14 protein-coding genes are annotated in these 14228 nt (G+C 42.2%); all 14 read right to left on the bottom strand.

The genetic code is table 11. The annotated features are described in order from the left end of the window. Window positions 1-58: 58 nt before the first annotated feature. On the bottom strand, window positions 59-607 hold the full coding sequence (gene cotE / locus PGH26_RS05290) for an outer spore coat protein CotE (RefSeq protein WP_431312532.1): 549 nt from the start codon (window positions 605-607) through the stop codon (window positions 59-61). A gap of 96 nt (window positions 608-703) precedes the next feature. Then, window positions 704-1138 (bottom strand): YlbF/YmcA family competence regulator, encoded by a 435-nt coding sequence (locus PGH26_RS05285; RefSeq protein ID WP_323692966.1) that lies wholly within the window; start codon window positions 1136-1138, stop codon window positions 704-706. Continuing rightward, a complete protein-coding gene (miaB, locus tag PGH26_RS05280) occupies window positions 1138-2664 on the bottom strand; it encodes a tRNA (N6-isopentenyl adenosine(37)-C2)-methylthiotransferase MiaB (protein ID WP_323692965.1) in 1527 nt (508 codons plus the stop codon). The genes PGH26_RS05285 and miaB overlap by 1 nt, the downstream gene beginning before the upstream one ends. A gap of 159 nt (window positions 2665-2823) precedes the next feature. Next, entirely contained in the window at window positions 2824-3102 is a 279-nt protein-coding gene (locus PGH26_RS05275) for a stage V sporulation protein S (RefSeq protein WP_039041983.1), read from the bottom strand. 88 nt (window positions 3103-3190) lie between these two features. Beyond that, window positions 3191-3988 (bottom strand): TIGR00282 family metallophosphoesterase, encoded by a 798-nt coding sequence (locus PGH26_RS05270; RefSeq protein WP_039041982.1) that lies wholly within the window; start codon window positions 3986-3988, stop codon window positions 3191-3193. Window positions 3989-4048: 60 nt separating this feature from the next. After that, complete coding sequence (gene rny, locus PGH26_RS05265; protein WP_323692964.1) at window positions 4049-5605, bottom strand: ribonuclease Y; 1557 nt, start codon at window positions 5603-5605, stop codon at window positions 4049-4051. 257 nt (window positions 5606-5862) lie between these two features. Continuing rightward, complete coding sequence (recA, locus tag PGH26_RS05260) at window positions 5863-6921, bottom strand: recombinase RecA (RefSeq protein ID WP_323692963.1); 1059 nt, start codon at window positions 6919-6921, stop codon at window positions 5863-5865. 166 nt (window positions 6922-7087) lie between these two features. Next, a complete protein-coding gene (locus PGH26_RS05255) occupies window positions 7088-8338 on the bottom strand; it encodes a competence/damage-inducible protein A (protein WP_323692962.1) in 1251 nt (416 codons plus the stop codon). 15 nt (window positions 8339-8353) lie between these two features. Next, window positions 8354-8932 (bottom strand): CDP-diacylglycerol--glycerol-3-phosphate 3-phosphatidyltransferase, encoded by a 579-nt coding sequence (gene pgsA, locus PGH26_RS05250; RefSeq protein WP_323692961.1) that lies wholly within the window; start codon window positions 8930-8932, stop codon window positions 8354-8356. A gap of 97 nt (window positions 8933-9029) precedes the next feature. After that, window positions 9030-9929, bottom strand: coding sequence for a helix-turn-helix domain-containing protein (locus tag PGH26_RS05245; RefSeq protein WP_323692960.1), 900 nt, complete (start codon window positions 9927-9929; stop codon window positions 9030-9032). An 18-nt stretch (window positions 9930-9947) separates the two neighbouring features. Further along, window positions 9948-10745 (bottom strand): DUF3388 domain-containing protein, encoded by a 798-nt coding sequence (locus PGH26_RS05240; protein ID WP_323692959.1) that lies wholly within the window; start codon window positions 10743-10745, stop codon window positions 9948-9950. Between the two features lie 137 nt (window positions 10746-10882). After that, on the bottom strand, window positions 10883-11617 hold the full coding sequence (ymfI, locus tag PGH26_RS05235) for an elongation factor P 5-aminopentanone reductase (RefSeq protein WP_323692958.1): 735 nt from the start codon (window positions 11615-11617) through the stop codon (window positions 10883-10885). Beyond that, window positions 11614-12912: an EF-P 5-aminopentanol modification-associated protein YfmH gene (gene yfmH, locus PGH26_RS05230; RefSeq protein WP_323692957.1), complete on the bottom strand. Its 1299-nt coding sequence runs from the start codon at window positions 12910-12912 to the stop codon at window positions 11614-11616. Before yfmH ends, ymfI begins: the two co-directional genes overlap by 4 nt. Then, the gene (gene yfmF, locus PGH26_RS05225; RefSeq protein WP_323692956.1) at window positions 12905-14194 is read right to left on the bottom strand and encodes an EF-P 5-aminopentanol modification-associated protein YfmF; all 1290 of its coding nucleotides are present in this window, start codon (window positions 14192-14194) and stop codon (window positions 12905-12907) included. Before yfmF ends, yfmH begins: the two co-directional genes overlap by 8 nt. Between the last annotated feature and the right edge of the window lie 34 nt (window positions 14195-14228).

The following is a 14228-nucleotide window of genomic DNA, read 5'->3' as shown; positions in this document are numbered from 1 at the left end:
AAAGCGTCGTGGTTTCCATTCCAAAAACAAGAAAAAAGCCGAAAACATGCTTCGGCTTTTAAAACTGTGAGTTGTCTTTTCCTGCTCGCGAACCGCCTTCATTGGCATGACTTTGATGGTGGGATGACTCATCATCGAATGACCATTCCTCTTCAAAATCATTAGGATGGACTGTAATCATGACTTTTGTTTCACCGATCACTTCCGCCACAAGCTCGCGTTCGACTTTGATTAAGAACTTCTCTTTACAATCCGAAATGATTGCCTCTGTGCAGTTTGGCTGTTGTAACACTTCAACTCGAATTTCTTCTTTAGAGGATGAGGGTTCATCCCGATAGCGCAGACGGATTTTGTCTTTGTAGTTCACTGTCTCTGTGAATACTGAAGTTTTGGAATGGTCGTGGTGAGAGTACCAGACGTTGACATCGAATTTACCGGTTACTTCAATGGTTGATCCAGCCTTTTTGGCGCTATGGGTGTGGTTGATGACCCAGCAGCCAAGAATACTGGAAGGACGATTAGGCGGGAGAAGCGTGACTTCCTTTTCTGTACGCTGCTTCCCTTTTGCAATTACTGCCTTCGTAACGACTTGTCGTAGATTCTTCAGTTTTTTTCCTCCTTCGTGGACTTCTTTACATCCTATGCAACAGAAGCCCAGAAAGTGAAAAAATCGGAGGAGAATTTTTCTCCCCCGACTTAAAAGTTAGGATAAAGGCTTATGCTGCGTGCTTTGTACGTAAGAACCTGTCTGCCCCTTTAGTACATCTCCGCCTGTAGATTCAATGATTTCATCCGTTACCCGATTGGAAATGGTATTCGCAATCAATTGCAGTAAATCATTTACATCATTTTGGGATTGCTTGAATTCTTGAACCAAAGGAATTTCATCAATTTCATTTTCGATTTGCTCAATTTTCTTTTCAATGATGCCTAGTGCACGTTCTTTGTCGTATTCTTGGAAATTCACAGCTTGTTTTTGCAATGACTTCAGGCTTGCAATCTTTTCTCTTACTTTTTTGTTTTCATTAATATGGGCTTCTGTTTGTTTAAATAATTCCACTTGCTCCGTGTTCGCCACCATATGTGCAAGCTCTCTTGATTTTTCAATAATATCATGTTTTGTATACATCTTTTCCATTATAACATCACCTTTTCCTTTTCTTTTATTCCGATAAACTCCCCGTCTAATGACCAGGATTTAGCTTCCGTAATTCGAACTTGAACAATTTTACCGATTACATTTGCAGGCGCTCGGAAGTTCACCAGCTTACTCTTTTCGGTATAGCCAGAGAGTACTTCCTTATTCCGTTTACTCTCCCCTTCGACCAATACATTCACTATTTCGCCTTGATACGGTTTCATCCCAGCGGCTGAGAAATCATTGACGACTTTGTTCAGTCGCTGAAGCCGGTCCTTCTTCACTTCCATTGGTACATTATCTGTCATCTTAGCAGCTGGTGTTCCTTCTCGAGGAGAATAGATGTATGTGAAGGCCATGTCAAATCCAACTTCATTATACAACGAAATGGTCTCTTGGAATTGTTCTTCAGTTTCATTTGGAAAACCAACAATAATATCTGTTGTCAAAGTGACATTCGGAATTGCTTGTTTAATCTTCGAAACGAGATTCAAGAAGTGTTCCCGTGTATATTTTCTTGACATCAACTTCAAAATTTCACTAGAGCCGGATTGAACGGGTAAATGAATATGATTCACTAAGTTTCCGCCTTTAGCGAGCACTTCGATGAGATGGTCATCGAAGTCACGCGGATGACTTGTTGTAAAACGGATACGGGGAATATCAATTTTACGGAGCTCGTCCATCAGATCCCCCAATCGATAGGTCTCATTTTCAAAGTCTTTTCCGTACGCGTTAACATTTTGTCCGAGCAGCGTGATTTCCTGATAACCAGCAGCAGCTAGCTGACGGACTTCCAGAATAATGTCTTCTGGTCTTCGGCTTCGTTCCTTTCCGCGAGTATAAGGGACGATACAATAGGTACAGAATTTATCACAGCCGTACATAATATTAACCCAACCTTTAATATTGCCTTTTCGCACTCTTGGAAGGTTTTCTATGATATCGCCTTCTTTTGACCATACCTCAACGACCATTTCTTTTGATAAGTATGCTTCACGTAAAATTGCAGGAAGCCTGTGAATGTTGTGCGTTCCGAAAACCATGTCAACTTGGTCATATGTTTTCAGTATTTTTTTAACTACAGATTCTTCTTGCGACATGCATCCGCATACACCAATCAGCAGATCCGGCCGTTCACGTTTAAGAGATTTCAAATGACCAAGTTCACCGAACACTTTGTTTTCCGCATTTTCTCGAATTGCACACGTATTCAATAGAATTACATCCGCATCTTTGACTGTGTCGGTTGGTTCATATCCCAGCCCTACAAAAATACCTGCCATGACTTCGGTGTCGTGTTCGTTCATCTGACAGCCGAATGTCCTTATGTAAAATTTACGTCCGATTCCCATTCCGGAAAAGTGTTCATCAATTTCAAAATCGTCATGATAGGAAATTGCTTCTTTGCCGCGTTTTTTAGCATCTTTTAAAGATGGCGGCGTATAAACGGATTGGAAATAGTGACTATAGTCCTTTTCTTTTGTTGCAGGTGCTTGTCCAGCAAGCCGTTGTTCTTCGTTCATGTGATGAGCCCCTCTCTTGATTCTGTTCATCTAGTTGAAACCAAACAGTAGGTACCCTCATTATACTGAAGGGTTTGACGTCTGTATACGAGCATAAGGGATTGTCCCCCAATTGTCACAGAAAAAAACTGCGGAGGAAAGTTCTCCACAGTTTTGTTTTCACAATGATTGCTGTCGCGTTCTTTTCTCAACGAATAATTTTAAGGCAGTCCGACCTTCTCCATTAATTTCAATATCTGCAAAAGCCGGTGCACATATCAAATCACTCCCGCTTGGAGCTACAAAGCCACGTGCAATTGCAACTGCTTTCACTGCCTGATTTAAGGCACCTGCACCTACAGCCTGCATTTCTGCAAATCCCTGATCTCTAATGACTGCAACGAGAGCGCCTGCAACTGAATTAGGATTTGAGCGTGATGATACTTTTAATGGATTCATGGTATTTCCTCCTTGTAAAGAATAGTGTATGGAATGCAGTTCTCCATGCACTATCCTATGAAGGAGATTGAACAATTAGACGCTCATTTCACGACTGAAACGGTGAATCTTCATTAATCATTAATCGTTCTATTGAACGCGCACGTCCCGTCTGATTGTCAATGTCAATGATGACACCGTTCAATTGGGCTCTGCCTTGTTTAGGCACCTGGAATCGGACGGGCATATTTGTCTGGAATCGATAAATGACATCCTCTTTTTTCATGCCAAGAATAGCGTCATAAGGTCCTGTCATACCCACATCTGTAATATAAGCCGTCCCCTCCGGCAGAATCCGGCTGTCTGCAGTTTGCACATGTGTATGTGTTCCCACTACAGCAGATGCACGTCCATCTAAATGCCAGCCCATAGCAATCTTTTCACTCGTTGCTTCCGCATGAAAATCAACAAAAACAAGAGGAGTTCTTTCTTTTGCTTCTTTAATAAGATCGTCTGCTTTTTTAAAAGGATCATCATGAGGCGGTAAAAAAGTACGTCCGTGCAAATTCATGACTGCTAATGTGACTCCGCCGCGTTCAATGTATGTCATGCCTTGACCAGGCGCTTCATCTGAAAAGTTAGCAGGACGAATGAGTGAATCCGTTTCGTCGATGAAATCATAAATCTCTTTGTGATCCCATGTGTGATTTCCCATTGTCACTACATCTACTCCTGCACGAAGCAAATCGTCAAAAATCGCTTTCGTAATCCCTCTGCCCGAAGCAGCATTTTCACCGTTCACAATCACTGCATCCGGTTCGTATTTTCGTTTCAAACGCGGCAGATAGTCAAAAACCATATCTCTTCCTGGTGAACCTACGATATCTCCAATAAACAGCACTTTCATTTCTATTCCTCATTTCCAAAAAGAAAAAGGCTTCCAGCATTCAGCAGGAAGCCTTTCCCCTTATTTTGCGTACTCAACCGACCGTGTCTCCCGAAGAACAGTAATCTTAATATGTCCTGGGTAGTCGAGCTCTTCTTCAATTCGTTTCCGAATGTCGCGAGCAAGACGATGGGCTGTAATATCATCAATGATATCGGGACGTACGATAATTCGAACTTCGCGACCTGCTTGAATCGCGAATGATTTCTCAACGCCTTCATAAGACTCAGAGATTTCCTCAAGTTTCTGCAGACGTCTGATGTAGTTTTCAAGTGTTTCACTTCGTGCGCCCGGACGAGCAGCTGATAATGCATCTGCTGCTGCGACAAGTACTGCGATAACGGATGTCGCTTCTTCGTCACCATGGTGAGAAGCGATACTGTTAATGACAACGGGGTGTTCTTTGTACTTAACTGCAAGTTCTTTACCAATTTGCACGTGACTGCCTTCAACTTCATGGTCTATCGCTTTTCCGATATCGTGAAGCAAACCGGCACGTCGAGCCAGCGTAACATCTTCGCCGAGCTCTGCTGCTAATAATCCGGCAAGATAAGCTACTTCAGTTGAGTGTTTCAATACGTTTTGACCATAACTAGTACGGAATTTCAAGCGACCTAGAATCTTAATCAGGTCTGGATGTAAATTATGAACGCCAATGTCAAACGTAGTTTGCTCTCCGGTTTCCCGGATCAGCTCATCTACTTCACGTCTAGCCTTGTCCACCATCTCTTCAATTCGAGCTGGGTGAATTCTTCCGTCTGCTACAAGCTTTTCCAGTGCCAGTCTTGCAATCTCACGGCGAACTGGATCAAAACCAGAAAGAATAACAGCTTCAGGTGTATCATCAATGATCAGATCAATACCAGTTAAGGTTTCGAGTGTACGGATATTCCGTCCTTCTCTGCCGATGATACGGCCTTTCATTTCATCATTCGGCAAATTGACGACAGATACTGTCGTTTCAGCCACATGATCTGCTGCGAACCGCTGTACAGCAAGAGATAGAATTTCTCGTGCTTTCTTTTCGGATTCTTCTTTGGCACGTTGTTCGGACTCTTTTGTCATTACAGCGATGTCTGTAGATAATTCTCTTTCTACATCATCGAGGATTAGACGTTTTGCCTCATCACGTGTCAAAGCTGAAATCTTCTCAAGCTCTGTCTGCTGTGTGGCAACCAGTTCTTCCGCCTTGCGTTCCATCTCTTCAATATGCTGTTGTCTTCCGGATAGCGCATCATCCTTACGCTCCAGACTTGCTTCTCGCTTGTTGAGTGAGTCATCTTTGCGGTCCATATTTTCTTCCCGCTGCAAAATACGGTTTTCCTGTTTTTGAAGTTCTGTCCTTCGTTCACGGATATCCGTTTCTGCCTCAACGCGCAATTTGTGATTTTCATCCTTCGCTTCAAGAAGTGCTTCTTTTTTTAATGCCTCCGCTTCACGCTTCGCCTCTTCAACGATTGTTGCGGCGGAGTGCTTTGCACCTGTCACTTTTGATTCATTCACGTTTTTGTTGTACACAAACATAACAACTGCACCGACGATGAGACCGATCAAAGCGGAGATGATAATAGTACCCATTCAGGTCACCTCCTCTTGCTTATTTTTTCATTTTCAGTCAGCTTGTACATTAACTTTCAACATACCGCCAAATTCTTTTCAAATGGTGAGAATTATACAACTCTAATTGTATCGGTGTCATATTCCCATGTCAAGACGTGAGAAGTGATGACACTATGATTCTACAGTGCCGAATGGACGCAGTGGTAAAGAAAAAGTTTTTGAAAAGCCGGCTTCCCTCCAAGAGGAAAGCCGGCTTTGGATCATGCAGTATCGTGTTATTCTTTTTCTTCAAATAGCTCTAACTCATCTTCATCCTCTGACTCGTGAGCTGCGATTACATAATTATCACTATTCAATCCATAACTGCTGCGAATTTTATCGGAAATTTCCGCACGAATCGCCGGGTTTTCTTTTAAGAACTGCTTCGCGTTTTCACGACCTTGTCCCATACGCTCACCTTCATAAGAATACCACGCCCCGCTCTTCTGAACGACTTCCACTTCAACACCTAAGTCGACGATTTCGCCTTCTTTGGAAATACCTTCTCCATACATGATATCTACTTCAGCTGTACGGAAAGGCGGTGCCACTTTGTTCTTCACAACACGAATTCTAGTTTTATTACCCATGATTTCGTTTCCGTGTTTAATCGCTTCACCGCGTCGAACTTCAAGTCTGACAGAAGCGTAGAATTTAAGTGCGCGTCCACCCGGAGTGACTTCAGGGTTACCGAACATAACTCCGACTTTTTCTCGAATTTGGTTGATGAAGACAGCAATCGTTTTCGATTTGTTAATAGCACCGGAGAGTTTACGTAAAGCTTGAGACATCAAACGTGCTTGTAAACCTACGTGGGAGTCTCCCATTTCTCCTTCAATTTCCGCTTTAGGTACTAGAGCAGCAACAGAGTCAATAACGATGATTTCAACTGCACCGCTTCGTACAAGAGCTTCTGCGATTTCTAGTGCCTGCTCTCCTGTATCCGGCTGTGATAATAGAAGCTCATCGATATCCACTCCAAGTTTTTGTGCATAGACAGGATCCAGCGCATGCTCCGCGTCAATAAAAGCAGCTGTTCCTCCTGCAGCTTGAACTTCTGCAATTGCGTGAAGTGAAACTGTCGTTTTACCTGAACTTTCTGGTCCGTAAATTTCAATGACACGTCCTCTTGGATATCCGCCAACCCCAAGTGCAGAGTCAAGTGCAAGTGATCCAGTCGATGATGTGGAAATCTCTCTATCTGTCTTCTCGCCCAGTTTCATGACAGAGCCTTTTCCAAACTGTTTTTCTATTTGTTTAAGTGCTTGATCTAAAGCCGCTTTGCGTTCGCTCAAAAATAATTCCTCCTTCAAGGTGTTTTCTATCTGTCTCTACTATACTCCTTATGAGAAAAATAAACAAGAAAAAAGCGAACGAGTATTCGACTTTTTATTATAGATTCTCATTTTAATTGAGAATTCAGCTTGTATTTGAATTTTAATTGAGAATTCAAGGTATATTTCAATTTTGACTCTTTATCGTTTCCAGCTCGCGAATGAGATAATATAAAGCGAAGTTCGCTGCACGCAAACGATTGGTGTTACGGGATCCAGATAACCGAAGCTGATACGATTTCGTTCTATCTTTGAAGGCGAGACCTATCCAAACCGTTCCCGCAGGTTTTCCATCATGTGTATCCGGTCCAGCGGCGCCAGTTAACCCGATTCCGATATCTGTATGGAAATATTCACGGATTCTTTCTGCTAATGCTTCCGCACATTCAGAGCTAACCGTACCGTAAGTTTCGATTCGTTTTCTATCTAATCCAAGCTGCTCTATTTTAGCTTGTACATCATAAACTGTCATACCGCCTTTTAAAGAGGCACTAATACCAGGTTCTTCCGCAAGCAATGCAGTGAAAAGTCCCGCGGTTAAACTTTCTGCTGCTGAAATTGATAGACCTGCACTGATTAGTAATGATGCCGCTTTGGAGGACAGCGTATCTTCATTTATTCCATAAATAAATTCTCCAGCTTGGTTATGCAGTTCAGATAGAACCGGCTCAATTAAACTGTGTGCAGCTTCAGCCGTTTTAGCTTTGGCAGTTATCCGAAGTGTCACCGCATCTTTTGAAGCTAAAGGCGCAATGGTCGGGTTGGTTTGAGAATCCAACAAGTCTTGCACTTTATGCTCAAGTTCTGCTTCTCCAATTCCAAAAAACTTTACAACAGTCGAAACAATAATTTCCTTACTGCCTGACAGTCGCTGTAAATATGGGATTCCCTCGTCTCGGAACATCGGCTCCATTTCATGCGGAGGTCCTGGCAATAGCATATAGGTTTTTTCATTCACCGTAATTGCCATTCCAGGGGCCATCCCATATCGATTTTCCAGCACAACAGAATCTTTCAAAACGAGCGCCTGCTTTTTATTGTTTTCAGTCATTGGTCTGCCCGTACGTTCAAAATACGCTTCGATCGACTGCAATGCCTGTTTGTTGGATTCTAGCTCAACCCCTGCATGCCGTGCTATGGTCTCTTTTGTTAAATCATCTTTAGTCGGTCCTAATCCGCCTGAGAAGATGATTAGATCTGCTCTGCCCTCAGCAATTCGAATTGTTTCTTCCAACCGCGCCGGATTATCTCCAACGACTGTTTGATAATGTACATCCACTCCGATATCAGCAAGTTGTGCAGACATGAATTTTGCATTTGTATTGGTTATTTGACCGAGCAATAACTCGGATCCAACTGCTATGATTTCTGCTCGCATGAACAATCTCCCTCTTTACATCGATTTCGTAAGGACGCTCTTGTTTTTCATGAAGTAATCTAAGCCTGACCATATTGTGAAGAACAAACAAATGTACAACATGATTGTTCCAAAAGGAACGTGAATAGCTTCAAAGAAAATATTATTCAAAAGTAAAGATGAAATCGCTAAAATTTGAGTGACAGTTTTAATTTTCCCCAGCTGATTAGCAGCTACCACTTCTCCTTCACCTGCTAATAGAAGTCGCAATCCAGTAACCGCAAATTCCCGGCTAATGATAATTATGACAACCCATGAAGGGGCTAATCCGAATTCAACTAATATGATAAATGCCGCAGAGACGAGCAATTTGTCAGCTAACGGATCCAAAAACTTTCCCATATTGGTAACTAGGTTGTTTTTCCGCGCAATGTATCCATCCAGCCAATCTGTTGCAGAAGCAAATATGAATATAAGACCGCCAATAAATTGCTCAATCGGCATTGTAGCACCGCCGATTGTCAGCTGTCCCATTCCAAAGTCCGCCAACATAAATACGATAAATACCGGAATTAGCAAGACGCGCGAAACGGTTATTTTATTCGGTAAGTTCATAGTGTAATACACCCTCTTTTCCTTAGATTTACTCTTTGAAAAGCCCTGCCTTCCAGCAGGGCTTAAAGAAAAAAGTCATCTTCGCAGATGACTATTCTCATTTTTTATATTCAATAACGATATTTTGAATCATATTATCATTGGGATAAGTTAGTGATTGACCATTCACAAGAATCTCAGTAAATTGAGTACGCGCTACACGAATTCTTACAGATTGCTGGTCCGCTAAGTCAAGCTCAGCTTCTTCCCCGTTTTTCATTACGCGTGCGCCGTTAGGAAGAAGTTCTTGCCCATTTTGATTGGTTACTCCAATCCATGATTCGCCGCCATCTTTCACTTTGACGGATAAATTGAAGGTATCTGCATTTTCCAGTGTGAACGTTGTTGTTTCACCGTTTACAGCGCCTTGTGTAAGCGTCTGTTCAGGAGCTGGTTCTTCCTCAGGTTCTTCTTCTGGCTCGTTCGGCTTATTTGCATCTTCTTTAGAATCCGCATCTTTGCCTTCCTCACCTTTGTTTCCATCTGATTTAGAATCATCAGGTTTGTTGTTATCAACTGTAATCTCATCGGATGTTCCTACTTCAGGTTTCGGTGTATTTGCCTGGTGTTTATAAAGAAAAATAACAACAGCAAGAATGACGATGATAAACAGAGCAGCAATGATTTTAGGAAGAACTTCATTCATTCTGCCGGATTTCATATACCCTGCTTTTTGTGACAGCTGGGGTGCACTTCGTTGAATTTCCTCTTCTTTCATTTGTTCTGAGGATTCGTTTTCACGATATAATGACAACATTTCTTGTGCATCAAGCCCGACTGCTTCAGCGTATTGCTTTATGAATGCCCGAACATAAAATGAACCAGGCATCATACTGTAGTCTTCGTTTTCAATTCCAGCCAAATACCGTTTCTGAATCTTAGTAATTGCTTGTAAGTCATCCAAGGTATATCCTTTTGCTTTTCTCGCCTCTTTAAGGCGATCGCCTAAACCGGACAACTTTATCACCTGCCTGTTTTAAAAATTGAACATTCCAAAGCCGCCCGCGCCATCACGGCCAGAAATCATCCCGTTGTTTTGAATGACCTCGTATGTAATCTCCTGTTCGGGTGTTGTACGCAGTTCGATAATGTAATCAAAATCTTCGATTGAGTATTCGGAGTGCTGAACGAACATGTCAGGATGCTCGACAACTTTTGTTGAAGGGAGCCGCATCATTTCACGAACTAATTGCATATGACGTTCATCTTCAGCCTTCCTCGTAACAATCCCGTCTAAAATGAAAATATTATCTTTTGAAAATTCATCACCCATTAAACTGTTGCGGACTGTCTGTTTAATCATCGTTGATGAAAGAAAAATCCACTTTTTGTTTGCACAGACACTTGCAGCGACAACAGATTCCGTTTTTCCAACACGCGGCATTCCCCGAATCCCGACGAGCTTATGTCCATCTGTTTTAAAGATTTCTGCCATGAAGTCTACGAGAACCCCCAACTCACTGCGAAGGAATCTAAATGTTTTGCGATCATCGACAGTACGCTGGATATACCTTCCGTGGCGTACAGCGAGAACGTCCCGTAACTTCGGTTCTCTAATCTTACGGATTTCAATTTGTTCCATCGTTGAGGCGATTAATTCAAACCGTCTGATTTGGTCATCATCTTCTGTTCGTACAAGCATCCCGCGCGTATTGCCATCTACTCCATTAATGGTAACAATGTTGACTCGGAGCATCCCCAGCAATGTAGCAATATCCCCCAAAAGACCGGGACGATTCACTTGCAAATTGTATTCCAGATACCACTCACCCAATGGAATCACTCCTTTGTCTGTTCACCACTCATTGGATAGGACGCAAAAAACAACAGCTTAGTTTCTATAATAGCTGAATTAGTGCTTGAGTGAAAGCGAAAAACTAAAACAAGGAGACCCGGTTGGCATGGAACTGGTCAGATATACCAGCCGCCGTTCAACTTCAAGATCTCCCCAGTCATATAATCGGCTTTGCCGCTCGTTAAAAAGTTGACCAAATCAGCTACTTCTGCAGGTCTTCCAGGGATCATTAATGGGATTTCCTCCATTACCATCGCTCTTTCTTCTTCGGGAATTTCTTCATTCATTCGCGTTTCAATCCACCCCGGCGCAATACCATTCACCCGAATTCCGCCATACGCAGCTTCTTTTGCATAAGCTTTGACAAACGCATGCTGCGCACCTTTGACACTTGAGTACATCACTTCACCTGCAGCACCTGTACTGCCCCATATAGAGCCTATGAAGACGACATATGAAACTGAATAGGAACGCAAACCAGCAGAAAGTAAACTTATCAAGCGAACTGGATTTTGAACATGGACACGCCATAATGATTCCATCTCTTCTTCGGTTGTCTCCGATAAAAGTTTCAGCATCGATTGACCATTCGCTACAATAATTGCCTGAACGTCAGTCGTCTGAGCAGCTAAACGTTCGGCTGCTCCCAGCTGACTTAAATCTGATTGAACACATTGAAATTCACCAGACGGATAATTCTTGGTGAGAACTTGTTGAAGCTTATTGACCGTATGCTGGCCATTGTTGTAATGCAAATATAATGACCAGCCTTCAGAAGCTAACTTTTCACAGATAGCTTCACCAATTCCGCCGGACGCACCGAGCACAAGAGCCCGGCGTCCGCTGCTCACTCAGACTTCTCCGATGGATAGATTGTCATGGTCGTTTGTCCGTCTTCATAATAAAGGTCTTCAAAAGCTGATTTCAACTGGTCTGTTGTCAGTCCTTCCAACACCGGTACAACGTCGAACAAATTCATCTCATTAAAATTATAATGAGTGAACTGATTGGCTATATACTCTGGAGAATTCAAAGCCCTCATAAATAAGCCGATTCGCTTCTTGCGAATTCGCTCAAGCTGCTCATCTGTAATTGACCAATTATTTTTTGCATCCTCAAAAACACTTTTGATTAGTTTTTCAAGTTCTTCAGGCTTTTCAGTATCAGAACCAATTGCCGCGAATCCAAATCCGTTTTCCAGATTGAATTCATAGGAGAACGATTCATCAATCAATCCTTCGTTGTAAGCCTTCGTAAAGAAGTCAGAAGATCTGCCGAACAATATATCCAGTGTTACATCGGATGCTAACTCTCGAATCAGCATTTCTTTTCCAGACATGTCTGTATTCCGGCATTTTGTGCCGATCATCAATTTAGGTTTAGAGACATCCATATACAGCTCACTGCGTTTTTTTGCGGCGTAATCTGGCTCACTCGGGAAACTGCGAACAACAGGTTCAGGTGATTCGAAAGATTTCGCTTGCTGATCTTGCTCCACAAACTTCAGCATTTCTTCAGGATCTACATTCCCTACTGCAAAGAAAACCATGTTGGATGGATGGTAAAAAGTTTCATAGCACTCGTACAGATGCTCCGCAGTAATATCTTGAATCGTTTCTACAGTTCCCGCAATGTCAATTCGGACTGGATGATTTTCAAACAAGTTTTCGATCGTACCAAAGTATTGGCGCCAATCTGCCTGGTCATCATACATCGTAATCTCTTGCGCAATGATTCCTTTTTCTTTCTCCACCGTTTTTTCAGTGAAATATGGCTGCTGAACAAAGTCAAGCAAAGTTTTTGTATTCTCATATAACTCAGATGTCGATGAAAACAAATACGAGGTCCGAGTAAAAGAAGTGAACGCATTTGCCGCAGCTGCGTTTTGACTGAACTGCTGGAACACATCTCCATCTTCTTTTTCAAACATTTTATGTTCTAAGAAATGGGCAATTCCGTCTGGCACAGTTACGAGTTCTTTACCTCCGCGCGGTATGAACGTACGATCCACCGAACCATACTTCGTAGTAAATGTTACATACGTTTTTGAAAACCCTTCCTTCGGGAGGACATAGACATTAAGTCCGTTATCAAGTTTTTGATGATAAAGCGTTTCCTGAAGCTGATCAAAGTGAATTTTATTCATGATTCATTGCCTCCCTACCAGAAAGAAGATACGTGATTTCCTTTGTTAATAACGCAGCCATCTCCTGGATATCCTCTTTCGTCACACGCTCCCACTTCTCTATGAGCTTATCCGATGTAAAGTTTTCATCTAATAATTTATATTGGTCATATATTTCAATCTGACCTTTCGCAGAGTCGAACGAACTGCGGATGCTGTTTGATAATAGCGCAAGTGTTTGTTGAATTTCCAAATCGGAAATATCACCATTACGCAGTGCTTCTACCTGCTGATCAATCAGCGAAGCCGTTTTCTCTTCTTGTTCAGCATCAATTCCAGACATGATATAAAGCAATCCATAATGGGAAGCATAAGAACTCGAACAATAATAAGCGAGACTCTCTTTTTCACGAACATTGATAAACAATTTACTATGGGCAAATCCGCCTAATACCCCGTTCATCATTTGCATTTTCGGATAATCCGGATGCTTAAATCCTACCGGCGTACTGTAAGCCATGTTCAGCTTGCCTTGCTTCATGTCTTGTTTTTCCCGGATATGTTTAGCAGCAGATACTCCCTTATTTACATTCGATGCAGCAGGTGGCACAGATTTACGTGTTCCTTCTGCAAATGGGAATAGTGTTTGTGCACGATCTATCAGCTGTTCCGTATCAACATCCCCTAAGATATAAATGTCAATAGTATCTTCATTCATCATTTGATCATACGTCTTTTTTAACAACTCGCTCGTTACAGCTGAAACTGTTTGTTCTGTTCCTGAAGAAGATAAAGACGCCGGCTGACCCGAGCGTATGAGTTCAAGCATTCGTTTGTTGGCATATCGGGTTTTATCATTATAAATAGATCCGATTCGGTCAATAATTGTTTGTTTTTCCCTATCAACAATTGTTTCGTCAAAAATTCCATCTGCCAGATTAGGCTTAAATAAGCTCTCTGTAACAAGTGTTAAAAGCTGCTCAAAAACAGGAACGTCAGGATTACGCAGATATTCTTCGTTTACACTTTCTGCATATACCGTAAAGATATGCTCGTTCCCTCTTTTACCTGTGTCTGTATAGTATACAGCACCGTAAAGTTCTTCTAAGGCCTGTCTCAGCTTTGTCCGTGTCGGATATCGCGCAGATGAATCCTCCAATACATTAGCAAGTACTGTGCGTGCCGCAGCGGTTTCTTCTGTCAAAGGAGCTGTAAATTTAATAGCTGCACTTACGGTTTTAAACTGTGCGGTCTGACGTGTATACAAATTCACGCCAGATTGCAGTTCGGTTTTATGGAACATTCAAAAAACACCTCAATCTATAGGATAAGTATGT

It is taken from the genome of Sporosarcina jeotgali (assembly GCF_033304595.1).
In the GTDB taxonomy this organism is placed as follows: domain Bacteria; phylum Bacillota; class Bacilli; order Bacillales_A; family Planococcaceae; genus Sporosarcina; species Sporosarcina jeotgali.
This window is presented reverse-complemented; position numbering and strand designations above follow the sequence as displayed.